Here is a 22,460-nt window from a genome sequence, read left to right as displayed (position 1 = left end):
AAACAAAGACCTTGAAAGGGCTGGCTCTTACAGCGGGTCACTTTTGGCAAACGCCCCAAAAGTAACCAAAAGGTCTTTGCCCCACCACTCGGTGCCTCGCTTAGGCTCGGCATGCCCGCACTCCGGCCCGGTTCCGCGGGTCGCCGCGATGGGCCATCCTTGGCCCAGCGCGGCTAAACCGGCATCCCTGCCGGTTTACCCGCTCCACCGTGCCTACGTGCGGCCATCGTGGTTAACGGGGCCTGTCAGATCAAGATCAAAAGCAAGAGCACGGCGGCCTAGTAGCCGACCTGAGTGGTTGAAGCAAAAGCAGGGCAACAGCACAGCAGGAACAGATCAAAAACAGAGCTGCTTTTCTGTGGGAGCTGGCTTGCCTGCGATGCAGACACCTCGGTGCATCAGGCATAACCAGTTGATACCTTCGCAGCGGTTCGGCGGTCCGACAAGCCAGCTCCCACATTTGACCGAGTACACACACATCTACCTGATGTACTGAGCTCAAAATGTGGGAGCGGGCTTGCTCGCGAATGCGGTGTGTCAGTTACAAATAAGCTGACTGACACACCGCATTCGCGAGCAAGCCCGCTCCCACAATAAGCCGAGAACAGCTTCAGTAAACAGGTCGGCTGCCAGGCCGCCTTGGCTTTGCTTTTGATTCAACCACTCAGGTCGGCTACTAGGCCGCCGTGCTGTAGATTTTGATCTTGATTTTGATCTTAGGCGCCCCGTCAACCACGCTGGCCGAACGCAGGCTTTGGAGCGGGGGTAAACCGGCAGGACGCCGGTTTAGCCGCGCTGGGCCAAGGATGGCCCATCGCGGCGGCCCCCGCTCCAAAGCCTGCGTGAGGGCACACCGAGCCTAAGCGAGGTGCCGAGTGGTGGGGCAAGAGCCCTTTTGGTTACTTTTGGGGCTCTTTTCCAAAAGTGACCCGCTGTAAGAGCGGAACCAATCTCAGCCATCACAAAAATAACGGATATGTACCCAGCGCCCCCCCACGACAACCACAGCACTCAACCCATAAAAAGATGTGTAGATACCTATGCTCATCGCAGGCAAGCCAGCTCCCACCTTTTGATTGGGATTCACGCCAGGTTGAGCAGTGCTTCGATCTCTTCGAAGCTTGGCCGCGACAACACATCGGGCTGGCAGCAGCGCTTCTGCAGCGCTACCAGCACCTCGTCGTTGAACGCCGTGTCTATCCGCTCCAGCAACTCACCCAGCAATACCCCAAACGCCCTCACTTCAATACGCTGCAACGCCTTGGTTTCCAAGGTGTCCGCGGTGGCATGGAACGACGCCGCGCCAAAGTCCCCGAGCAAGCAGTCGCCCTCGGTATTCCACAGAATATTGTGACCGTACAGGTCGCCATGGGTGATGCCATGCCGGTGCAAATGGGCCGCCACCGAAGCAATGCCCCGCGCCATGCGCAAGGCCACCTCAAGGCTCAAACGCGTGCCTGGCTCGTAGATGTCGCGGGTGCACGACGCCAGGCTTGGCAGGGCCGCAAGGTTGCGATAGCTCGGGTCGATCAGGTCCATCACCAGCGCGGCCTGGTCATCGGGATGACCCACAACCCGGCCTTGCACCTTGATCAGGTTCGGGTGCAGCCCGGCGGCGATGCAGGCTTGCATCTCATGCAGGGGGGAACCGTCGCTGGTGATCGTGCCTTTGTACAGTTTTACCGCGACCGGCAAGGCGGTCGGCTTCCACAGCGCCTTGCGAATGATCCCCGAGGCGCCTTCGCCCAGCACTTCGCCCAGCTCCAGTTGCGCCCAAGGAATGTTCGGCGTTGCGTCATCAGCGGCCACGTTCACGGCCATTTCCACGGGGTTACCGGCATAGGCCAACCAGGTCAGGCTCGGCAGTGTCAGCAGCCAATCCGGTAATTGAGTCAGGCGGTTGGAGGCGATGCGAATCAGCTCCAGGTTTTTGCAGTTGGCCAGGCTTTGCGGCAGGCGCGTGAGTTGGTTGCCGGCCAGCATCAGTTTTTGCAGCAGCGGCCGCTCGCCCAATTCGCTGGGCAATTGGCTGATGCGGTTATCGGTGAGGATCAGCCAGCGCAACTGCGGCGGCAGGGCGGCGGCGGGCACATGGCTGATCTGGTTGGCCTTGAAGCCGATCATGCTCAGCTTGGCGCACTGGCCCAGGCATTCGGGCAGCTCGGTAAAGGCGTTGTCCGAGCAAAACAGCACACGCAGGTGCGGCAGGCGATGCAGGTCGTCGGGCAGGCTGTTCAGGGCGTTGCCCGAGAGGTTGAGGATTTGCAGCGAGTCGGCCAGTTCGAAGATTTCCCGCGGGAATTCGGTCAGCCCGCAGGACAGGTCCAGGCGCGTGATGCCGGCCAATTGGCCGGCTTTGAGTTGGGCGAGGGTATTCATGAACGGCGCGGTCACTCGGCAAGAGGGCTTAAAAGGCGTTCATGATACCGGGTCGGGTGTGGGTTGCGGGCAGACGCTTTGCAATTGGTTCAGACGACTGGCCGTGCGCGCAAGGTCGATGGCCTGGCCTTCAAGCGAGTGCGCCAGTGGTTGGTGGCCGATCAGGGTCAGGCGTTTGTCCTGGTCGTAGAGCACGTCCACCAGGTTGATAAAACGCTGTTGCACGGCGATTGGGCATTCGGCCAATGGCGCCAACCCGTCGATGATCCAGTGGTCGAAGTCCTGGCACAGCAGCAGGTAATCCATCACGGCCGTGAGCTGCTCGCAAAGGTCGTTGAAGGTGAAGGCGATGGTCGGCGCCTGATGGCTGCGACACACCAACTGGCGGTTGCCGACCTTGAGGAACTGCGCCGGGCAATCCTCGGCGGGCAACCCGAGCGCTGTACGCTGCGCGGGCGTGCCCGGCCATACATACTGGCCGGCGCTGAAGCGTTGCTCGGTATGCGCCTGGGGCAGGCTGCGAAAGTCCTGGGGGGAGCTGACTTGCAGCACGTCCATGCGCGCGGCGATCAGGTCGATCACCGGCTTGAACCGTTCATGGTACAGCGGGTTGGGCAGCAGCCCTTCGGGGGCATAGTTGGAGGTCACCAGCACCAGCACGCCACGCTGGAACAAGGCCTTGAACAGCCGGCTGATGAGCATGGCATCGCCGATATCGTGGACATGAAACTCGTCGAAACACAGCACCCGGCAACCCGCCAACAGCTCATCCAGGGCGACGCCCAGGGCATCGTCGTGTTCGCGGTGCTGGAACATGCCGCGATGCAGGCGCGCAAAAAAGGTATGGAAATGCACGCGCTGCTTCTCGGCAATCGGCAGCGCCTGGAAAAACCCGTCGAGCAGCCAGCTTTTGCCGCGCCCCACCGGGCCGTGCAGGTAGAGGCTGCGCGTTGGCTTGCCGGCGAGCAGGTGCTCGGTCTGGTGGGCAAGGGCGGCAATCGCCTGGGTTTGGCCGGCGCTCAGGGTGTAACCCTGTTGGTTGGCCTTGTGTGCAAAAAACGCCGCGATGGGCGAGACACTCTGTACGTCAGTCTTTTTGCCAAGCAGGCGCTGGATCACGGAAAGCACGGCCAATGCGAGTCACTCTGTAATGCGGTGGTCGCTCACTTTAGGACGCTCGCCGCGATTTGACCAATAGAGAAGGGCGCCACCCGCCATCTCGCAAAAGCATGGCATGGGCTAAAACCTGTCCAAACTGGCAGTTTCTCTTTAAATGGCTAACCTCATACAAAGTTGTCACCCCGGTATAAGGAATTGGGGCAGTGAAGGGACGAGCAGTATTGGCAGTCATGGGCACGATGCTCTGCAGCACAGTTAACGCTGCGCAGCTCCAAGTGGAGGTGCGCATCGACGTGCAGCGGGGCTGCCAGCTGGTGGGCACCACCCGCAGCGCGGGCATCGAGCAGCTGGGCGTATTGGATTTTGGCAGCGGCCCGCGTCTGGATGACCCGGCCGGTCCGTTGAGTGCGGCGCTGATCAGCCAGCGCCAGCCGCGCCTGGAATGTAACCCCGACACCCCCTATCAAATGCGCGTGGACGGCGGCCTGCATGGCGGCGTCGGCGAAGTGCGCTACCTGAGCGCCGCAACGCCTTCGAGTAAACCCATTCCCTATCGTATTTACGCCGACGCTGCGCGGTTGATTCCGTTGCCGGTGGACATTCCCCTCAGCGGGCGCGTGCCGGACTCCGGCAGCGTCGACCTGCCGCTCTATGGCCGTATCGAACCGCTCAAAGACATCCCCGCCGTCGGCCGTTACACCGACCTGCTCAAGGTCACGGTCACATGGTAAGCCGGGGCTTGGCCCTCGTGGCCATGGGCGGTCTGTTGCTGCTGGCGGATGACGCCCAGGCGGCCGCGGTCAACGGGCAGATCCACGCACGCCTGGTGATTACTGCGAGCTGCGAGGTGAGTAAAAGCGTTGAGAGCGCGCCGGTCAGCCCTACGGGTGGCACCGCGTTACTCGACTTCGGCAGCCAGGGCCCGACGTGGAACAACCCGCTGGGCGCAGGCGTTACTGACGCCAGCAAAGCGCCGCTGTCGGTGTCGTGCAACCCCTCGGTGGTCAGCAGCTTCACCGTGACCATCGACGGTGGCGCCAATGGCGACGGCACTACCAGACGCTTGAGCAACGGTCGCCAGACCATTCCCTATCGGCTGTCGGCTGATCCGCTGGGCCAAAGCGCCTACAGCATCGGCCAGCAACGCAATTTCGTCGTGACCAAGGGCACACAAGTACCGATCCCGGTATTCGGCTCGGTGGTGGCGAACACCAAGGCCCTACCGGCCGGCATCTACACAGACACCCTGACGGTGACTCTGGATTGGTAAACCATGAGGATGAACATCATGCATGCACTTGTATCGAAAGCGGTTTTTCCATTGATGGCACTGGTTTGGGTGTCGGGCGCGCAGGCGGCTACCGTGGCCGGCACGGTCACCGCGACCCTGGTGCTGACCAGCAGCTGCCAGGTCAATGGCGCGGCGGCGACCGGCGGGATGAGCTTCGGTAACTTGAACTTCGGTACGGCCGACAGCCTGTTCACTGAAGCCGACGGCCAGGTGCTGGGCGGTGGCGGTGGGGCGTTGTCCATTCTGTGTTCGGCGGGCACCTCACCGACATTGACGGTGTCGGCCGGCGCCAATGACGGCCAATCCACCGGCGGTGCACGCGCGTTGTATGACGGCGTGGCCAACTACGTGCCGTATGACCTGTACACCGACAGTGGCCACTCGCAACTGCTGGCCATCGGCGGGGTGATCAACCTGGCGCCGAGTACCGGGGTGGCTCAGGCCGTGAATATCTACGGTAAGGCCAATGGCAAGGCCGGGCTGCCGGCCGGTACGTATACCGACACGGTCAACGTGACCCTGACGTTCTAAGGGTCATGAACCGCACGGGGTGGGCGTTGGCAGTGTGCATCGGCTGGGGCATGCCGGTGTCGTTGCTGGCGGTGACCAGCCAATCGTTCCAGGTCAGCGCGACGATCACGCCCGGGTGCCTGGTGGTCGGCGGCGGGACGAACTACGGCAGCCTGGTGTTCGGCACCTATTCGGCACTGGCAACCAGCACGGCGTCGGTGGCGCTCACCGGTGGTGTGACCCTGCAATGTACGCCGGGGGTTGCGCTGAACATGAGTGTCGATGGCGGTTTGCACAACAACAGTGGTCGGCGGATGCAGCTCAATAGCGGCACTGCCCAGGTGGCTTATCAGCTGTTTCGGGACGCGGCGTTCAGCCAGAGCCTGGGGATCAGCCAAAGCGTGAGCGTGGCTTACACCAACGCAGCCAGCATCACCTTGCCAATTTATGGGCGAGTGCAGTTACCGGGTAATACGCCTGGGGGGACGTACAGCGACACGTTGCAGGTGCAGCTGTCGTGGTAAGGCGATTGGCAATGAGGAGTGAGACCTATGTATGCAGCTTCCCGGCAGTGGTGGGCAGCGGGTTTTGGCGCGGTGTTGGGGCTGGCGGCCGGGCAGGCCCAGGCGGCCAGCTCGGTGCTGATTTGGCCGATTGACCCGGTGCTGGAGGCCGATCAACAGGCCAGCGCGTTGTGGCTGGAGAACCGTGGCACCGAGACCGCCAACCTGCAAATCCGCGTGTTTGCCTGGACCCAGAGCGGCTTTGATGAGCAGTACCAGAACCAGCGCGACGTGATTGGCAGCCCGCCGGTGGCGAAAATCGAGCCGGGGCAGAAGCAGTTGGTGCGCCTGACCCGTACCAAAGAGGTGCCGCCGGGCCAGGAATTGGCCTATCGCATCATCATCGATGAGATCCCCTCGGCCACGCCCCCCGCAGCGCCGGCCGATGGCAAGACCGCTGCGGCGGTGCGCTTTCAGATGCGTTATTCGGTGCCGCTGTTCGCCTATGGCCCAGGCCTTTGGAGCAAGGTTGATGGCACCCGCGATCGCGACCCGAAGGGCGCCGGCAAGCCGGACCTGAGCTGGAAAAAAGTCAGCGTCGGCGGGCGCAATTACGTCGAAATGCGTAACCAGGGTGCTGTTCACGCGCGCTTGACCGATGCCACCTTCAAGCAAGGCGGCCAACCTCGGCCACTGGTGGAAGGTTTGATGGGCTATGTGCTGCCCGGCGCGACCATGCGTTGGGCGGTGCCGGACGGGCTGCCGGCTGATCAGCCATTGCAGGTTCGCGTTAACGGCGCAACGCAATTGGAGAGCCTTGCGCCGGGGCGATAAAACCGTGCGGTAGGGCAGGGAGCAGCCCCAGGTGTTAACGGATGGAGACGTCCATGGAGGGACACAAAGCCTTGGTGAGCCATGATCGGGCTCGATGTCTATGGCGATCAGTGTGGGTGGCGAGTGGCTTGTCCGGCCTGGTGCTTGCGGCGCCGGTCGTCGCCGCGCCGTTGCCGCCCCCTCCCAGCAATATGGAGGCAGTTGCCGATGCCCAGTTGTTCCTGGAACTGGTGGTCAACCAGAGGGACACTGGCCGCGTGGTCGCCGTTAATCAGCGCGCCGGGCAGTTGTTTTTGCCCGCCTCGGTGTTGCAGGACATCGGTATGAAACTGCCGGGTGAGGTGCCCACAGAGGTTGCGCTGGAGAACCTGCCAGGCCTGCACACCGATTACGACAGCCAACGCCAGCGCCTGATGCTGACGGTGCCACCCGCCTGGTTGCCGGAGCAGTTTGTCGGCAGCCGCGATAACTACCCGCGCACCCAGGCGCTGACCAGCTTCGGCGCGCTGCTTAACTATGACGCCTACCTCAATGACACGGATGACGCGGGCACCTACCTGGGCATCTTCAACGAAGTCAGGCTGTTCGATACCTGGGGCACGCTGTCCAACACCGGCCAGTACCGCACCACCCTTGGCCGGGAGACGGCAGGCAGCAGCCTGGACAATGGCTATCGGCGCTATGACACCACCTGGCGCTTTTCCGACGACGAACGCCTGCTGACCTACGAAGCGGGCGACGTGATCAGTGGCGCCTTGCCCTGGAGCACCTCGGTGCGCCTGGGCGGCGTGCAAGTGTCACGCGACTTTGGCGTGCGCCCCGATCTGGTCACCTACCCCTTGCCACAGTTCGCCGGGGAGGCGGCGGTGCCGTCGTCGGTGGACCTGTTTATCAACGGTTACAAAACCAGCAGCGCCGATTTGCAGCCGGGGCCGTACACCCTGACCAACGTACCGTTTATCAACGGCGCGGGGGAGGCGGTGGTGGTCACCACCGATGCCCTCGGCCGCCAAGTGTCGACCACGGTGCCGTTCTATGTCACCAGCACGCTGTTGCAAAAAGGCTTGTCGGATTTCTCGGTGGCGGCGGGTAATCTGCGCCGCGATTACACCGTGCGCGATTTTGGCTACGGCCCCGGCGTGGCCAGTGGCACCTTTCGCTATGGGCTGTCGGATGCATTCACCCTGGAAACCCACGGCGAAGCCTCCGGTGACCTGGCGTTGGGCGGTGTGGGCGGCAACCTGCGCATGGGCAACTTCGGCGTGCTCAACACCGCCATCAGCCAAAGCCAGTTCGATGGTCGCACCGGCCAGCAATTGAGCCTGGGCTACCAATACAGTAATCAGCGTTACAGCCTGTCTTACCAACGGGTGGAACGCCGCGATGAATACGCTGACCTGAGCCTGGTCGATACGCCCTACGCCAGCCTCAGCAAGCGCAGCCAGCAAGCCACCTTGAGCCTGAACCTCAACGATTTCGGCAGCCTGGGCGTGGGCTATTTCGATGTGCAGGCGGCGGATGACTCGCGCACCCGCCTGGTGAATATGACCTGGAGCAAATCACTGTGGCGCAACAGCAGTTTTTACCTGTCGGCCAACCATGAAGTCGGCGACAGCAGTTGGGCGGTGCAGGCGCAAGTGGTGGTGCCCTTCGACGTTTACGGCAGCCTCAGCGTGGGCAGTGAGCGCAGCAAAACCGGGCAGAGCCAGCAGCGGGTCAATTACAGCCGTGCCGTACCCGCCGAGGGCGGCGTGGGCTTTAACCTGGGTTACGCCAGCGGTGATGGCCCGGCTTATCGTCAGGCTGACCTGACCTGGCGCCTGCAGTCGGTGCAATTGCAGGCGGGCGTGTACGGCACCAGCGACGCAGAAACCCGTTGGGCGGATGCCAGTGGCTCGCTGGTGTGGATGGACAACCAAGTGTTTGCCGCCAACCGCGTCAACGATGCGTTTGTGGTGGTGAGCACCGACGGCGTCAGCGGTGTGCCGGTGCGCTACGAAAACCAGGTGGTCGGCGAAACCGACCGCAACGGGCACTTGCTGGTGCCGTGGACAAGCGCCTACTACCGCGCCAAATACGAGATCGACCCGCTGAACCTGCCGGCCAACGTGCAAGTGCCGAACGTCGAGCAACGCATCGCCGTACGCCGGGGCAGTGGTTATTTGCTGGCGTTCCCGGTGCGCCGGGTGCTTGCTGCGAGCATCACGCTGGTCGACGCCCAGCACCAGGATCTGCCCCTGGGCAGCCAGGTACGCCATGAGCAAAGCGGCGCGCTGGCGGTGGTGGGCTGGGACGGCCTGGTCTACCTGGAAAACCTCGCGGCGCATAACACCTTGCAGGTCACGGTCGGCGACGGCCAAACCTGCCAGGCGACGTTTGAACTGGACACCACACAGGAGCAGGTGCCGCTGATCGGGCCACTGGTGTGCCAATGACATAAGGAGTGTGCGTGTGCGGGTCAAGGATTGGCTGTTGCGGTTACTGCTATTGGCGAGCGTGGGTGTGTCGGCGCAGGTGCAGGCGGTGTGCTCGGTGGGCGCCACGGTTCCGGCCAGCTTTGGCACCACGGTGAGTTCGATGACCGTGCGCACCACCTCCCAGCCCAGTTCAACCACCAACGGTGGCTTGGGCTGCACGCCCGCCCTGTTGTCTGTTTTGACCTCCAATGACCATTTCTACGCAACCATCAGCGGCTCAGCGCAAGGCGGTTTGGTCGGGCCGACCGGTGACGTTATCAACTATACGATCTACGCCAACAACACCACTGCGTTCCCAATGACCCGCGGCACCGCGTTTGATTTTGGTGGCAGTGGCGGCATTGCCGCGTCCCTCGGGCTGGTGTTCGGGCCAGGTACAAAAGTCGTGCCGCTGTATTTCGCCACCACCATTGGCAGCAACGTGGCCGCAGGCGTGTACAGCGAAACCTTGAGTGTTTTCTGGAACTGGAACTATTGCTCGGGTATTGGCCTTGGCGGGATATGCCTGGGCCGTGAGGTCAACAGCGGTACGACCACCCTGACGGTGAGCATGACCGTGGTCAATGACTGCCAGATCACCACGCCGCCCATCGCGTTCGGCAGTGCCCCGGTGGTCGGTGCGTTTTCCACCGTGAGCGGGCAGGCCAGTGTGGCCTGCACCAAGGGCAGCGCTTATACCGTCGGACTCAGTGATGGGCAGAACCCCGTGAGCGTCGGTGGGCGGCGGCGGATGGTTTCCGGGAGTAATTTCTTGGCGTACGACATCTTCCAAGGTGCCGGCACCACCCGTTGGGGCAGCGTCGGCGCGGCGCGGCGGGCCAGCTCCACGGCCGAGATCAACCCCGGCAACGGCCTGGGCACCGGCAGTCAGGTGTTCAACTACAACGCCAAGGTCTACACCGACCAGACTACGCCGCCCGCTGGCACCTATATCGACAACGTGGTGCTGGATGTGGGGTTCTAGAACTTCAACATCGGCGTGGTCGGCTGATCCACCGGGCTGACCATCGCGTAGTTGTAGCCGCTGCCGGACCAGTACTCGGCCTGCAAGCCATCGGCGCTGCGGCTGCCACGCGGCAGGAAACCGTTTTCCGGGCCCGGTGGGCGGATGTAGAAACTGATACGCCGCCCTTGCGGGTCTTCGTACAGCACCATGGCTGCAGCGCCTTGCTCAGTGGTGAGCAAACGCCCGCTCACCGGCTTGAAGCCCGATGGGCTCAAGTCGGGCAGGCGGTGTGCCTGGTTGAAGTAGCGGTCCAGCCAGGCCTGCATGGTGCCGCTGTCCTGGGCGTTGTAGTCGGCGGGCATGATGCCGTCCTGGGCAAACAGGCGGAACGCTTGCATCGCATCGGCCATCGGCAACATCGCCGGTTGCGTGGCTTCGCGGGCGTGCCAGCCGCCGATGCCGCCAAGGCTGACCGCGATCAGCAGCACGGCGGCGGTCGCGAAGTGGCGGCGCGACTGATGCTTGATGCGCTGGCGAATCAATGCCGGGTCCAGCTCAGGGTTGGCCGGTTGCTGCAACGCGCCGCTCAAGGACGCGCGCAGTGCTTGCGCATCCTGTTGCCAGGCGTGCACCTGGGCGGCGACGTCGGGGTGGGCCGCCAAGTAGGTTTCAAGCACGCGGCGATCACTCTCCAACAGTTGGTGATCGACGTAGGCATGCAAATCGCGTTCGCTGGGGGGCAGGCTGATCATTTGAGTATCCGCAGGGAAGGGCTGGCAATTTCGCCATCGCTGAGTTGACGCAAGGCTTGGCGCGCCCGTGACAGGCGCGACATGACGGTGCCCACGGGCACCTCCAGGATAGCGGCAACCTCCTTGTAGCTTAACCCTTCGACCGACACCCAGAGCAGCAAGGCACGCTGCTCCGTGTTGAGTTGGTCGAAGGCTTGCAGGGCCGATTGGGCCATCACCGTGCGCTCCACCGACGGTTGCGCATCGTCACGGCCGGTGAAGAATTCAAGCATGCGCGCATAGCGCCGGCTGCGGCGGTGGGCGTCGAGGAACTGCCGGTAGAGGATCGAGAACAGCCAGGCGCGCAGGTCGCCTTCGATGCGTTTGTCGGCCCAACTGATGATCGCCCGCTCAAGGGTCGACTGCACCAGGTCGTCGGCGCTGCTGGCGTTACGGGTCAGGGACACGGCAAAGCGCCGCAGCCTGGGGATGACTTCACGTAACTGTTCGTCGAGTGCATGCATGGGGTGGAGTCTGGCTAGGTGTGTAGGAGGAGGACGCCGGCCATCGCAGGTTATTCCATCAACGATTGTAGGAATACTGAGTTTTTTCGTAAGGGATATTTGTTATGTGGAGGGAGCTGTAATACCCCTCCCACCGCTCAATCAACCCTCGTACCTGCCGGAACCCCTTCGGCAGTGACCGGATGAGGGTGTGTTCATGACTGTGTCACCAACCGCTAAACCAGCTTTTTCCCCGCATGCACTCGCTCATCTGCCCGCCGAGCAACAGGGCAAATTTGAGCTGTGGGGGCGTGGGGCGTCAGCCACGCCAAGTCATGGCTGTGTGCACCACGCTATCGAAGTGCAGGTGGCGCGCGCGCCTGGGGCGATAGCCGCCGAATGGGCGGGCCAGCGTATCAGCTATCAACAGCTCAACCGCCAAGCCAATCGACTGGCCGCGCGCCTGATCGAGCGAGGTGTGCAACGCGGCGACACGGTGGCGTTGTTCGTCGAACGTTCGATCCCCATGCTGGTGGGGTTGCTGGCGGTGTTGAAGGTCGGTGCCGCGTATGTGCCGCAGGATGCCCGGATCGTACCGCCCTTGCAGTTGGCGATGGTGCTTGAGTCATTGAGCAGCCCGCTGGTTCTGACCCTGTCGAACCTGGAGGAGCGCCTTCCCTCGGCCGCCCTGCAGAGCCACCTGTGCCTTGACGAGTTCCTCGCTGAAGAGCCTTGGGTGGCGCAGGACAATGACCGGCCGTTTGCTGCCGTCGACACCGATGATCTGTGTTTTGTGCTGTTTACTTCCGGCACGACCGGGCGCCCCAATGGCGTGCGCGTAAGCCACCGCAACCTGTGCAACGTGCTGCTGACCGAACCTGGGCGGATGGGCATGGCGCCCGGCCGTAACGTGGGGCAGATCCTCAATATCGGTTTTGATATGGCCGCTTGGGAAGTGCTCGGCTGCCTGGCCCATGGTGCAACGCTGCTGATCCGCGGCAAGGATGTTGCACAAACCGCTGCCCGCTGCCATGTGTTGATTGCAACGCCCTCGATTCTGGCGACCCTGGCGCCCCAGCAGTGTGCTGACCTGAAGGTGGTCGCGGTCGCCGGTGAGCCCTGTTCCCAGGCCCTGGCTGATCGTTGGGCAGGCCACTGTGAGTTCTACAACGGTTGCGGGCCCACCGAAACCACCATCGTCAACACGTTGCATCGGCATGCCCCTGACGCTGTGTTGACCATTGGCCGACCGACGCCCAACAACACCGTGTATGTGCTCGACGAAGAAGGCCGTGCCTGCGAGCTGGGCGTAACGGGTGAGATGTGGGCGGGTGGGGCGGGGGTGACAGCCGGCTACCTGAACAACCCTGCGCTGACCCAGGAGCGCTATCGCCCGGACCCTTTCCTGGGCGGGGATGCACTGATGTTTCGCACTCGGGATCTGGGGCGCTGGACGTTCGATGGGCAACTCGAACACCTCGGGCGGGTCGATGACCAGGTCAAGGTGCGCGGGTTTCGTGTGGAGCTCGATGCCGTGTCCCGTGCGCTGGAGGCCGGCGAAGGCTGTGCGCAAGCCGTCACGCTCAAGCTCGACGAGCGCACCCTGGTGGCCTTCGTCTTACCGGCTGGGGCCAATGTTGAAGACTGCAAATACCAGTGTGAGCAGCAGTTGGCTTACTACTGTGTGCCGTCGGTAATCTACGCGGTGGCGCGTTTTCCGCTCACTGCCCGGGGCAAGATCGACAAGGCGTTGCTGTTGCAGCGGGCTCGGGAACGCCACGTGGCCAGGCTTGCACTGTCGGCAGTGGAGGCAGCCCATGCTTGATCGGCTGACCCGAACCGTTGTGCCGCCTAAACCCCCACTATGGCGGCGTTGGCGCGCATTGCCGATGTTTTCCTACTACAACCGTCTTGTGGCGCTGGTGTTACTCGCCAATACCGCGTTCGTGCTGCTCGGGCTGGGCTGGCAAACCCTGTCAGTGCAGACACTGTCGCAGATGGTGTTGATCAACCTGTCGGTGGCGATCCTGATTCGCCAGCACTACGTAATCAATGCGTTGTTCTGGCTGGCAACGCGCGTGCCGTTGTGCTGGCCGCTGCGTATCCGGCGCAGCGCGGCGAAGGTTTACCACTTCGGCGGGTTGCACAGTGGCGCAGCGTTGGCCGCGACCGCCTGGTTTGCGGCCATGCTCAGTGTTCAGGGCGCACGGTATCTGCAGCACTCGGGCAGTGTGTCATTGGCCTGGATGTGGCTGGCCAGCCTGCTGCTGGGCCTGTTGCTCTTGATGGTGGTCATGGCTCATCCCAGGATTCGAGGCCGGTATCACAACGGTTTCGAGCGGGTTCATCGTTTTGCCGGGTGGTCGGCGTTGCTGTTGTTCTGGGGGCTGACGCTGCTGGTGTCGATTGAGGGTGAGGTGAAGCTGCTGCGCAGTGGCTCGTTCTGGATGCTGGTGCTGCTGACCGTAAGCATCGCCCTGCCGTGGCTGCGCCTGCGCAGAGTCGCGGTTGAACATGTGCGGCCTTGCGGGCACGCGGTGATTACCCGCTTCGCTCACACCACCCCGTTTGCCGGTTCCTCCACAGCGATCAGTCGGCACCCGCTGTTGGAGTGGCACTCGTTTGCCAATATCCCGACACCGAACGAGGCCGGATTTCGCTTGATCATTTCTCGTGCCGGGGACTGGACAGGGCGCTTTATCGAGGATTTGCCCAGCCATGTGTGGGTCAAGGGCATCACTACCGCCGGGGTTGCCCATGTGGAAACGTTGTTCAAGTCGGTGGTGTACGTGGCGACCGGCAGCGGCATCGGCCCCGTGATGCCGCACCTGTTGGCGGCCAAGGTGCCGATCCAGTTGATCTGGTCCACCCGCAGCCCGCGCAAGACTTACGGTGATGCGCTGGTGGACGAAATCCTGCAAGCGCAGCCGAACGCGTTGATCTGGGACACCGATGAGCGTGGAAAGCCTGACCTGGTGCAACTGGCCTACGGCGCGGTGCACCTGTTCGGCGCGCAAGCCGTGATCTGCATTGCCAACCAGCGCTTGACGCGGCGTGTGGTGGAAGAAATGGAAGCCAGGGGCATACCCGCCTATGGCGCGATCTGGGATTCGTGATGCAAGACGCGGGTTCAGTACATCAATCTATGAAGGTGCCTATGAATGTAATAGTTGAACGTCACGGTCGGGTGGTGTTGGTTCGCCTGAATCGCCCCGACGTAAAAAACGCATTGAACTCAGCGCTGATGACGGAGCTTGTCGCCTGTTTGACGGCCCTGGACCAGGACCCGCAAGTCGGTTGTTTTGTGGTCACCGGCAGTGGCGAGTATTTTGCCGCCGGGGCGGATATCAGGGAAATGAGCGGCAAGTCGTATCTGGACATGCTCAACGAAGATTATTTTTGCGGGTGGGAGGCGTTCACAAAACTGCGTACGCCCACCATCGCTGCTGTGGCCGGTTACGCGTACGGCGGAGGATGTGAGCTGGCGCTGATGTGCGACATGATTTTTGCCGCCGACACTGCCACCTTCGCCCAGCCGGAAATCAAGCTGGGTGTGATCCCGGGCATGGGCGCGACCCAGCGGCTGACGGGGTTGATCGGCAAGGCCAAGGCCATGGATCTGGTATTGACCGGCCGGCCGATGATGGCCCGGGAAGCGGAGCAGGCGGGGCTGGTGTCGCGGGTCTATCCGGCGGCGGCGTTGCTGGAGGAGACACTGGCGGTAGCGGCGCAGATTGCCGACTTTTCGCGCATGGCCACCCGGGCGGCGCGTGAGGCCGTGGGGCAGGCCTTGGAGGTCGGTTTGCACGACGGTGTACGCCTTGAGCGTCGGCTGTTTCATGGCTTGTTTGCGACACCCGATCAGCAGGAGGGCATGCATGCTTTTCTGAGCAAGCGCCAGGCTGTGTTCAATCAGTTGTAGGGAGAAAGAAGGTAGATGCGCGATCTGCTGTGAGAATAACTACAGTGAAGGGGGAATAAACCTGCGTGGGATTCGTCTCATAGCTCTTTTCCCTCTGTGCTGGAGCTTTTCATGGTAGATCACTCATCACCGCCCCGTCCCCCGCTCAGTACGGCGAGCCTGATCGCACGGCTCGCTGGTATCGGTGCTGTGGTTGCCGTTGTAGCCGGGGCGTTTGCCTACGTCAACGGTACGCTCGACCCACAGCGCCTGCGCCCCAAGACCCTGGTCAATGCCCTGGAAACCAATAATGGCCTGCACCCGGGCTTTCGCCGCAACCATGCCAAGGGCGTGTGTGTGGCCGGTTATTTCCAGAGCAGCCCCGAGGCACGTGCGTACTCCAGTGCTCAGGTGTTCAGCGAGGCGAAAACTCCGGTAATCGGTCGATTTGCCTTGCCCAGCGGCAACCCTTACGCGCCGGACAGCAGTGTGCCGATCCGCAGTTTTGCGCTGCAATTCAGCCAGGCCAACGGCCAGCAATGGCGCACGGGGATGAACAGCATGCCGGTGTTCCCGGTGGGCACGCCTGAGGCGTTTTACCAGATGCTCAAGGCGGGTGCGCCAGACCCGGCCACCGGTAAGCCGAACCCGGCGAGCATGCCGGCGTTTTTTGCCGCGCATCCAGAAACTGCGCCGTTCCTGGCGTGGGTCAAGACGGCCAAGCCGTCGGCCAGTTATGCGACAGAAACCTACAACGGCATCAACGCGTTTTATTTAGTGAGCGCCGATGGCAAGCGCCAGGCGGTGCGTTGGGGCGTGGTGCCACAAAGCCAGGATGCGGCGGGCGATACCGCGCCCTCGGGCAGCGACTTCCTCGAAAAAGACCTGGTGCAGCGTTTGGCTTCCGGGCCTCTGCGTTGGCAGTTGAGCATGACCCTGGCCAACCCCGGCGACCCGTTGGACGATGCGAGCAAAACCTGGACCGGCGAGCACAAAGTGCTGAACGCCGGCACTTTGGTGCTGCAGAGCAGCCAGCCGCAAGCGGACGGCGATTGCCGCGATATCAACTTTGACCCGCTGATTCTGCCCAATGGTATTCAAGCCTCCAATGACCCGCTGCTGGCTGCGCGTTCGGCTGCCTATGCCAGTTCTTACGTACGCCGGGCCGGTGAAGTCAGCCCACTGCACAGCGCCCCTCAGGAGTCGAAGCCATGAATGTTCAACCACGGTTTTTTGCGCCGCTGGCTCGCCTGCTGCATTGGCTGATGGCATTGATGATCATCGCCATGTTGTTTATTGGTGCGGGTATGGTGGCGTCAGTGTCGGAGCGCCATGAGTGGCTGATCCACCTGCACAAGCCGCTGGGCATTGCGATATTGGCGTTGGTGATTGTGCGGTTGGTGGTGCGTTTTTCCACCCGGCAACCGCCGCTGCCTGCCGATTTGCCACTGTGGCAAGTGTTGGCAGCCAAGGCGTCTCATGTGCTGTTGTACGCGTTGATGCTGGTGTTGCCGTTGCTGGGCTGGGCGATGATTTCGGCAGCCGGTGACCCGGTGATGCTCAGCAGTTCCGTGCAGTTGCCAGCGCTGGTGGGGGCCAATGCACCGTTGTTTGCGGTGTTGCGCAAGGCGCATGGGTATTTGGCTTATCTGCTGTTTCTGACGGTGCTGTTGCACTTGGCGGCGGCGCTGTTTCACGGGCTGATTCGCCGCGATGGCGTGTTGCAAAGCATGACCGGCACCAAGCACTGATGCCGGGTTGTTGTGGCGAGCGGGCAAGCTCACTCGCCACAACAACAACTGCAGTCAGCGCAAGGTGCCGACGATATCGGCTACGGTGCTCAAGATGTCCTTGCCCAGCTGTTTGGAGCGCTCACCAGACCAACCGGTTTTCGGGTTGGGCGCGTCGTCGTTGTCTTTGAAGGGCATCTCCAGGGTCAGCGACAGGCAATCGTACTTCTCACCGACCGCATTGCAGGCCAGCGTCATGTTGGCCTCGCCCGGCAGGTCACGGGTGTAACCGTGGGTGGTCTGGAAGTCACGCGTCAACGCACTCAAGTGGCTGCGGAAGTGTTTTTCCAGGGCTTCGAGGCGCGGGGTATAGCCCGGGTTGCCTTCACAACCGGCGGTGAACACGTAGGGGATTTCTTCGTCGCCGTGGATATCGAGGAACAGGTCTACGCCGTACTTTTCCATTTGCTGCTGAGCAAACAGCACTTCCGGGCTGATCTGCTGGCTGGCGCTCTGCCAGGCACGGTTGAGGTCCTGGCCCATAGCGTTGGTGCGCAAGTGGCCATGGAAGGCCCCGTCGGGGTTCATGTTGGGTATCAGGTAGAGGTCGGCGACGGACAGGAGCTTTTTGAGCTCGGTGTCACCGTCCTGTTGCAGGCGCTCGATAATGCCTTCCATGAACCATTCGGCCATGTGTTCGCCGGGGTGTTGTTGGGCGATGATCCAGACGTTGCGTCGGCCTTCGCCACCTTTGCCGCGGCGCAACAGTTGGATGTCGCGGCCTTCGGCGCTTTTACCCGTAGCGAGTAATTGGGTGCCGGCCCGGTTCAAGGCCTGGTCAATCAGCCAGTCGTGGCGCTCCCGGCTGTAGGGCTCGAAGTAGGCGATCCAGGCGTGTTTCTCGCGGGTTTCCAGGCTGATGTGCAATGTTTCGCCATCAAACCGCGTGGGCACGCGGAACCAGTTGATATGGTCATAGGACGCCACCGCGTTGTAGCCGCTCCACGCGTTTTTGTAGGAGGACTGACTCGCATTGCTCAGGCGAAACGTGTGGGTGTGGCCCACGTGCATGCCTTCGGCCTTGAAGTGGAACCATTGGAAATGCGCGCTGCGGGTATCCGGTTTGATCGCCAGCAACAACTGATAGGCATCGCTGGCATCCAGGACCTGGATATTGCCGCTGTCGAAGTCGGTGCTGATCTTGATGGAGGTCAAGGCCACGGTCATAGTCTGGTTGCCTGAATATGAGAGTTGTGGCGGATATCTTACAAGGACTGAGGATAAATTCTGATGCAAAATTGTTGCAGAGGGGAGGGGGCGTCATCCTTGACGCCGCAGCAGCTTAGAATCTATGAGATTGATTCTCAAGCGCTATTTCGCAAAGATCCGGGATAGAGCGTTCGTTCGGCTTTCTTTTCGCGATGGTCATTTGCTACCATGCGCGCCATCGAGCAACACACAGTCTTCATTAGCCTGAAGCCATGCCAGGGAAACTGGCAAAAAAAAGACCCGGCCAAAGAGCCGGGTCAAAAACCGTGATTAGCCTGATGAGGAGATATTCCAAGAGTCCGACCTAAGGTCCCTTGGTCTATCGACTGATCTCGCGATCAGCTGAGCCCAATAATAATCATTATCATTTGCAAGTCAAATGTTTTTATCCGTGAGATAGAAATATTTTTGCTGCCTGCCTGTTATATGTTTGCCTGGCCCGCTGGCGCCTGCAACGTCTGCTCCACCATCGCCTTCGCCATATCAATCAAATACACCACTGAAAACGCCAGATCCCGCCCGTTGCCCTGACGGCTGCTTGCCGATTCGTAGGCTGCCGCCGCCGCGCTGCGCAATAAGTCGGAAGCGTGGACCAGTGCGTCTTCATGGCTGATGCCGGGCTTGATGTCGAAAAAAGAGTCGTCCGCGAGCGGCGGCGACACATCCTCTTTCAAGTAATAGTCGAGTGCGCGCTGGGCGGCGCCGCTGTTGCGCATCACCAACAGTTCGTCGGTTTCGGGTGTGCCGGGCAGGTGATACGGGCGGGTCGTCATGAGGGTGGGTACTCTGAGTGGATGTCGAAAACCTGCCCTGGATAATAGTACGAATCGTATTTATGTCATTTGATGGATTACTACAAACTGTTTATTGTCGTGCCGAATACGCAACGTATTGTCTGGCCTCATGGATAACTGGATTGCGTTGGTCAAAGCCAACATGAAAGACCGCAAGGTCACGCAGGATGAACTGGCCGAACGCTTGGGCATGTCCCAGGGCGGTGTCGGCCATTGGCTCAACAAACGCCGCGTGCCAAGCCTGGCGGACATGAATCGGGTGCTTGCCGAGTTAGGGCTGGGGTATCTGGAAGTCGCGCTGGAAATTCGCCAGAAAGCCGAAGAAGCGCCTGCCCTGGAGCAACACTACAACCCGTACTTCCGCTACCCGGTCAGCGATTGGAAAGGCGTCTGCGAAATACGTGAAGACCGCCCCGTCTACGGTGCCCCGCGTTTCGAGCTGACCGATTACCACGCCCGTGGCGAAGCCTTCTGGCTGCCGGTGACGGGAGACGCCATGACCGCTCCCAGCGGCCTGAGCATCGGCGCAGGCATGATGATCCTGGTAGACCCGGCCATCGATGCCGAACCCGGTAAACTGGTGGTCGCCCAATGGGCCGACAGCAGCCAGGCGACCTTTCGCCAGTTGATGGAAGAGAGCGGCCAGCTTTACCTGGTGCCGCTCAATCCTACTTATCCCAAGCTGCTGTTCACCGACGATTGCCGGGTTCTCGGCGTTGTCGTGCAAGCCACCGCGAAGTTTTAGTCTGCCGTTTCCAGCTCGACCAAGGCACTGCCTTCGGCAACCATTTCGCCTTCCTGGCAAAACAGCGCCTTGACCACCCCGGCCTGGGGCGCGCGGATGCTGTGCTCCATCTTCATCGCTTCAAGCACCACCAGTTGCGCACCGGCCTCGACTGCCTGGCCGACCGCCACCAGCACCCGCACGATGCTGCCGTTCATGGGCGCCGTGAGGCCACCCTGATGGGATTGACTTGCCTCGACGGCTGCAATCGGGTCAAACAGGCTGACAGCGTGCATCTCGCCGTGCCAACGCACGTACACACAGCTTTCGCTGCGCACTGCCAGATGAGCGCGGCGCACGCCATTGTGTTCGATCAACAGTTGCTCGTCCCGCCACTGCGCGCTGGCGCCATCCAACCTCACCAGCCGATCCTGCCCATTGCAGCTCAAATGCACTGACACCTCGGCGGGCAACCCCGCACGAAAACCCCGCGTATCTGCCCACGGGCCAAGCCCAGCGGGCAAACTTTGCATAAACGCCGCGCCCGCCGCCTGCCAGAACTCATCACTCAACACACCCGGCACCGGCAGCAGGTCGTCCTGGTAGCGCGGAATGAATCCGGTATCCAGCTGCGCTGCCGCAAACGCCGGATGGCCGATGATCCGCCGTAAAAAGCCCAGGTTGGTCTTGAGCCCGCCGACGGCAAACTCATCAAGCATGCTCAACAACCGCAGGCGCGCCTGTTCCCGGTCTTCGCCCCAGGCAATCAGCTTGCCGAGCATCGGGTCGTAGAACGGCGAGACGTTGTCGCCTTGTGCTACGCCGCTGTCCACGCGGCGCCCCGGGCCTGGCGCAGATTCGCGGTACAGCGCCAAGTGCCCGGTGGCCGGCAGGAAATCATTGGCCGGGTCTTCGGCATACAAGCGCACTTCAATCGCATGCCCGATCAACGGCACCTGTTCTTGTGTGATCGGCAGGGGCTCACCCTGGGCGACACGAATCTGCCAGGCCACCAGGTCGAGGCCGGTGATCGCCTCGGTCACCGGATGCTCGACTTGCAGGCGCGTGTTCATCTCCATGAAGAAAAACTCGCCACGCGCGTCCAGCAAGAACTCCACCGTGCCCGCCCCCACATAACCGATGGCCTGGGCCGCGCGCACAGCGGCCTCGCCCATGGCTTTGCGCTGCTCAATACTCAAGCCCGGCGCCGGCGCTTCTTCCACGACCTTTTGGTGACGACGCTGAATCGAGCAATCGCGCTCATTGAGGTACAGGCAGTGGCCGTGCTGGTCGGCGAACACCTGGATCTCCACATGGCGCGGCTTAAGCAGGTACTTTTCCACCAGCATCTGCCCATTGCCGAAGGACGACAGCGCCTCACGCTGGGCCGACGCCAAGGCTTCGGCCAGTTGGCTGACGTCTTCGACGACCTTCATGCCTTTGCCGCCGCCACCTGCGGTGGCCTTGAGCAGCACCGGGTAGCCGATACGTTCGCAGGCGTCGCGGAAGGTGTCCAGGTCCTGGGCTTCGCCGTGATAACCCGGCACCAGTGGCACGCCGGCGGTTTCCATCAACGCCTTGGCGGCTGATTTGCTGCCCATGGCATCGATGGCCGAGGCGGGCGGGCCGAGGAATATCAGGCCCGCCGCTTCAATCGCGCGCGCGAAGCCGGCGTTTTCGGACAGAAAACCATAGCCCGGATGGATCGCCTGGGCGCCGCTGGCCTGGGCGGCGGCAATCAGCTTGTCGATCTGCAGGTAACTGTCAGTGGCCTTGCTGCCGCCCAAGTCGACTCGAATGTCGGCCTCGCGGCTGTGGCGTGCATCGCGGTCGGTGGCGCTGTGTACGGCCACCGTGGTCAGGCCCATGGCCTTGGCCGTGCGCATTACCCGGCAGGCAATTTCGCCGCGGTTGGCCACCAGTACGGTGGTCAGTGTGCTCATGAACGCGGCTCCTGCGCTTGCCAGCTGGGCGGGCGTTTTTGCAGGAACGAGCGCAAGCCCTCCTGGCCCTCGGCGCTGACGCGAATCCGCGCAATGGCGTTTTCGCAATAGCGCCGTAGGGCCGGGGTGAGGGCGCCGTTGCCCACTTCACGCAGCAGGTCCTTGCTGGCGCGCATTGCCGCCGGGCTGTTGAGCAGCAGGTTGGCCACCCAGTTTTCGATCTGTTGGTCCAGCTCGCCGGCCGGGTAACTTTCCGCCAGCAGGCCGATGTCGCGCGCACGTTGGCCGCCAAAGCGTTCGGCGGTCAGCGCATAACGCCGCGCCGCGCGTTCGCCGATGGCCTGCACCACGAACGGGCTGATCACCGCCGGGGCCAGGCCGATGCGCACTTCTGACAAGCAGAACTGTGCATCATCCGCGCCAATCGCCATGTCGCAGCAACTGATCAAGCCCAGCGCGCCACCGTAGGCGGCACCTTGCACCACCGCCAGGGTCGGGATTTTCAGCTTGGCCAGGTTGTACATCAGCTCCGCCAGTTCGCGCGCGTCGTCCAGGTTGGTGTGGTAGTCCAGCTCGGCCGATTGCTGCATCCAGGCCAGGTCTGCACCGGCACTGAAGTGCTTGCCGCGCCCGCGCAGCACCAGGAAACGCAGGGCTGGATCGCCCTGCACGTGGTCGAGGGCAATGATCAGCTCGCGGATCATTTCGGCGTTGAACGCGTTGTTCTTGGCTTCGCGACTGAGCCACAGCGTGGCAAAACCACGGCTGTCGGTGATCAGTTCGAGGGTGTTGAAATCGCTCATGGG

Annotated in this window: 21 protein-coding genes; 13 read left to right on the top strand and 8 right to left on the bottom strand. The window is 62.1% G+C overall.

Annotated elements, in window-relative coordinates:
• Positions 1-1,083: 1,083 nt before the first annotated feature.
• Positions 1,084-2,379: a protein kinase gene (locus ACA065_RS18980; RefSeq protein WP_497691020.1), complete on the bottom strand. Its 1,296-nt coding sequence runs from the start codon at positions 2,377-2,379 to the stop codon at positions 1,084-1,086.
• Between the two features lie 39 nt (positions 2,380-2,418).
• Positions 2,419-3,513, bottom strand: coding sequence for a cell division protein ZapE (zapE, locus tag ACA065_RS18975; RefSeq protein ID WP_497691019.1), 1,095 nt, complete (start codon positions 3,511-3,513; stop codon positions 2,419-2,421).
• A gap of 215 nt (positions 3,514-3,728) precedes the next feature.
• On the opposite strand from zapE, the gene ACA065_RS18970 reads away from it, so the two are divergent.
• The 7 genes from ACA065_RS18970 to ACA065_RS18940 are packed head-to-tail and all read left to right on the top strand — an operon-like array spanning position 3,729 to position 10,077.
• On the top strand, positions 3,729-4,229 hold the full coding sequence (locus ACA065_RS18970) for a Csu type fimbrial protein (RefSeq protein WP_497695381.1): 501 nt from the start codon (positions 3,729-3,731) through the stop codon (positions 4,227-4,229).
• Positions 4,223-4,768: a spore coat protein U domain-containing protein gene (locus ACA065_RS18965; RefSeq protein ID WP_497691018.1), complete on the top strand. Its 546-nt coding sequence runs from the start codon at positions 4,223-4,225 to the stop codon at positions 4,766-4,768. Before ACA065_RS18970 ends, ACA065_RS18965 begins: the two co-directional genes overlap by 7 nt.
• 18 nt (positions 4,769-4,786) lie before the next feature.
• Positions 4,787-5,320 (top strand): Csu type fimbrial protein, encoded by a 534-nt coding sequence (locus tag ACA065_RS18960; protein WP_497691017.1) that lies wholly within the window; start codon positions 4,787-4,789, stop codon positions 5,318-5,320.
• Positions 5,321-5,325: 5 nt separating this feature from the next.
• Positions 5,326-5,823, top strand: a complete 498-nt coding sequence (locus ACA065_RS18955) for a Csu type fimbrial protein (RefSeq protein WP_497691016.1) — start codon at positions 5,326-5,328, stop codon at positions 5,821-5,823.
• A gap of 27 nt (positions 5,824-5,850) precedes the next feature.
• Positions 5,851-6,636: a fimbrial biogenesis chaperone gene (locus ACA065_RS18950; RefSeq protein WP_497691015.1), complete on the top strand. Its 786-nt coding sequence runs from the start codon at positions 5,851-5,853 to the stop codon at positions 6,634-6,636.
• Positions 6,637-6,677: 41 nt separating this feature from the next.
• On the top strand, positions 6,678-9,071 hold the full coding sequence (locus ACA065_RS18945; RefSeq protein WP_497691014.1) for a fimbria/pilus outer membrane usher protein: 2,394 nt from the start codon (positions 6,678-6,680) through the stop codon (positions 9,069-9,071).
• Between the two features lie 16 nt (positions 9,072-9,087).
• Positions 9,088-10,077 carry a Csu type fimbrial protein gene (locus ACA065_RS18940; RefSeq protein ID WP_497691013.1) on the top strand — a complete coding sequence of 330 codons (990 nt, stop codon included), beginning with the start codon at positions 9,088-9,090 and terminating at the stop codon, positions 10,075-10,077.
• Here the strand turns inward: ACA065_RS18940 and ACA065_RS18935 are convergent.
• Both ACA065_RS18935 and ACA065_RS18930 read right to left on the bottom strand, forming a co-directional pair.
• Entirely contained in the window at positions 10,074-10,811 is a 738-nt protein-coding gene (locus ACA065_RS18935; RefSeq protein ID WP_497691012.1) for an anti-sigma factor family protein, read from the bottom strand. The two genes, ACA065_RS18940 and ACA065_RS18935, sit on opposite strands and share 4 nt — an antisense overlap.
• On the bottom strand, positions 10,808-11,314 hold the full coding sequence (locus ACA065_RS18930; protein ID WP_497691011.1) for an RNA polymerase sigma factor: 507 nt from the start codon (positions 11,312-11,314) through the stop codon (positions 10,808-10,810). The genes ACA065_RS18935 and ACA065_RS18930 overlap by 4 nt, the downstream gene beginning before the upstream one ends.
• 196 nt (positions 11,315-11,510) lie before the next feature.
• Here ACA065_RS18930 and ACA065_RS18925 point away from each other — a divergent pair, with 196 nt between their 5' ends.
• The 5 genes from ACA065_RS18925 to ACA065_RS18905 all read left to right on the top strand — a co-directional run bounded on the left by ACA065_RS18925 (position 11,511) and on the right by ACA065_RS18905 (position 16,945).
• A complete protein-coding gene (locus tag ACA065_RS18925) occupies positions 11,511-13,118 on the top strand; it encodes an amino acid adenylation domain-containing protein (protein ID WP_497691010.1) in 1,608 nt (535 codons plus the stop codon).
• On the top strand, positions 13,111-14,409 hold the full coding sequence (locus ACA065_RS18920; protein WP_497691009.1) for an FNR domain-containing protein: 1,299 nt from the start codon (positions 13,111-13,113) through the stop codon (positions 14,407-14,409). Before ACA065_RS18925 ends, ACA065_RS18920 begins: the two co-directional genes overlap by 8 nt.
• Before the next feature lie 41 nt (positions 14,410-14,450).
• The gene (locus ACA065_RS18915; protein ID WP_497691008.1) at positions 14,451-15,215 is read left to right on the top strand and encodes an enoyl-CoA hydratase-related protein; all 765 of its coding nucleotides are present in this window, start codon (positions 14,451-14,453) and stop codon (positions 15,213-15,215) included.
• 111 nt (positions 15,216-15,326) lie between these two features.
• Positions 15,327-16,409: a catalase family peroxidase gene (locus ACA065_RS18910; RefSeq protein ID WP_497691007.1), complete on the top strand. Its 1,083-nt coding sequence runs from the start codon at positions 15,327-15,329 to the stop codon at positions 16,407-16,409.
• Positions 16,406-16,945 carry a cytochrome b gene (locus tag ACA065_RS18905; protein ID WP_497691006.1) on the top strand — a complete coding sequence of 180 codons (540 nt, stop codon included), beginning with the start codon at positions 16,406-16,408 and terminating at the stop codon, positions 16,943-16,945. Before ACA065_RS18910 ends, ACA065_RS18905 begins: the two co-directional genes overlap by 4 nt.
• A gap of 54 nt (positions 16,946-16,999) precedes the next feature.
• On the opposite strand, the gene ACA065_RS18900 is transcribed toward ACA065_RS18905, so the two are convergent.
• Together ACA065_RS18900 and ACA065_RS18895 are read right to left on the bottom strand one after the other, a co-directional pair.
• The gene (locus ACA065_RS18900) at positions 17,000-18,151 is read right to left on the bottom strand and encodes a M14 family metallopeptidase (protein WP_497691005.1); all 1,152 of its coding nucleotides are present in this window, start codon (positions 18,149-18,151) and stop codon (positions 17,000-17,002) included.
• A 464-nt stretch (positions 18,152-18,615) separates the two neighbouring features.
• A complete protein-coding gene (locus tag ACA065_RS18895) occupies positions 18,616-18,966 on the bottom strand; it encodes a DUF6124 family protein (RefSeq protein WP_497691004.1) in 351 nt (116 codons plus the stop codon).
• A 130-nt stretch (positions 18,967-19,096) separates the two neighbouring features.
• Here ACA065_RS18895 and ACA065_RS18890 point away from each other — a divergent pair, with 130 nt between their 5' ends.
• Complete coding sequence (locus ACA065_RS18890; protein WP_497691003.1) at positions 19,097-19,732, top strand: LexA family protein; 636 nt, start codon at positions 19,097-19,099, stop codon at positions 19,730-19,732.
• Here ACA065_RS18890 and ACA065_RS18885 read toward each other — a convergent pair.
• Entirely contained in the window at positions 19,729-21,654 is a 1,926-nt protein-coding gene (locus ACA065_RS18885) for an acetyl/propionyl/methylcrotonyl-CoA carboxylase subunit alpha (RefSeq protein ID WP_497691002.1), read from the bottom strand. The two genes, ACA065_RS18890 and ACA065_RS18885, sit on opposite strands and share 4 nt — an antisense overlap.
• Complete coding sequence (locus tag ACA065_RS18880) at positions 21,651-22,457, bottom strand: gamma-carboxygeranoyl-CoA hydratase (RefSeq protein WP_497691001.1); 807 nt, start codon at positions 22,455-22,457, stop codon at positions 21,651-21,653. The genes ACA065_RS18885 and ACA065_RS18880 overlap by 4 nt, the downstream gene beginning before the upstream one ends.
• Positions 22,458-22,460: the final 3 nt, after the last annotated feature.

This window comes from Pseudomonas sp. LBUM1640 (assembly GCF_059716225.1).
The sequence above is the reverse complement of the archived record's forward strand: the minus strand, read 5'-3'. Positions and strand labels throughout refer to the sequence as shown.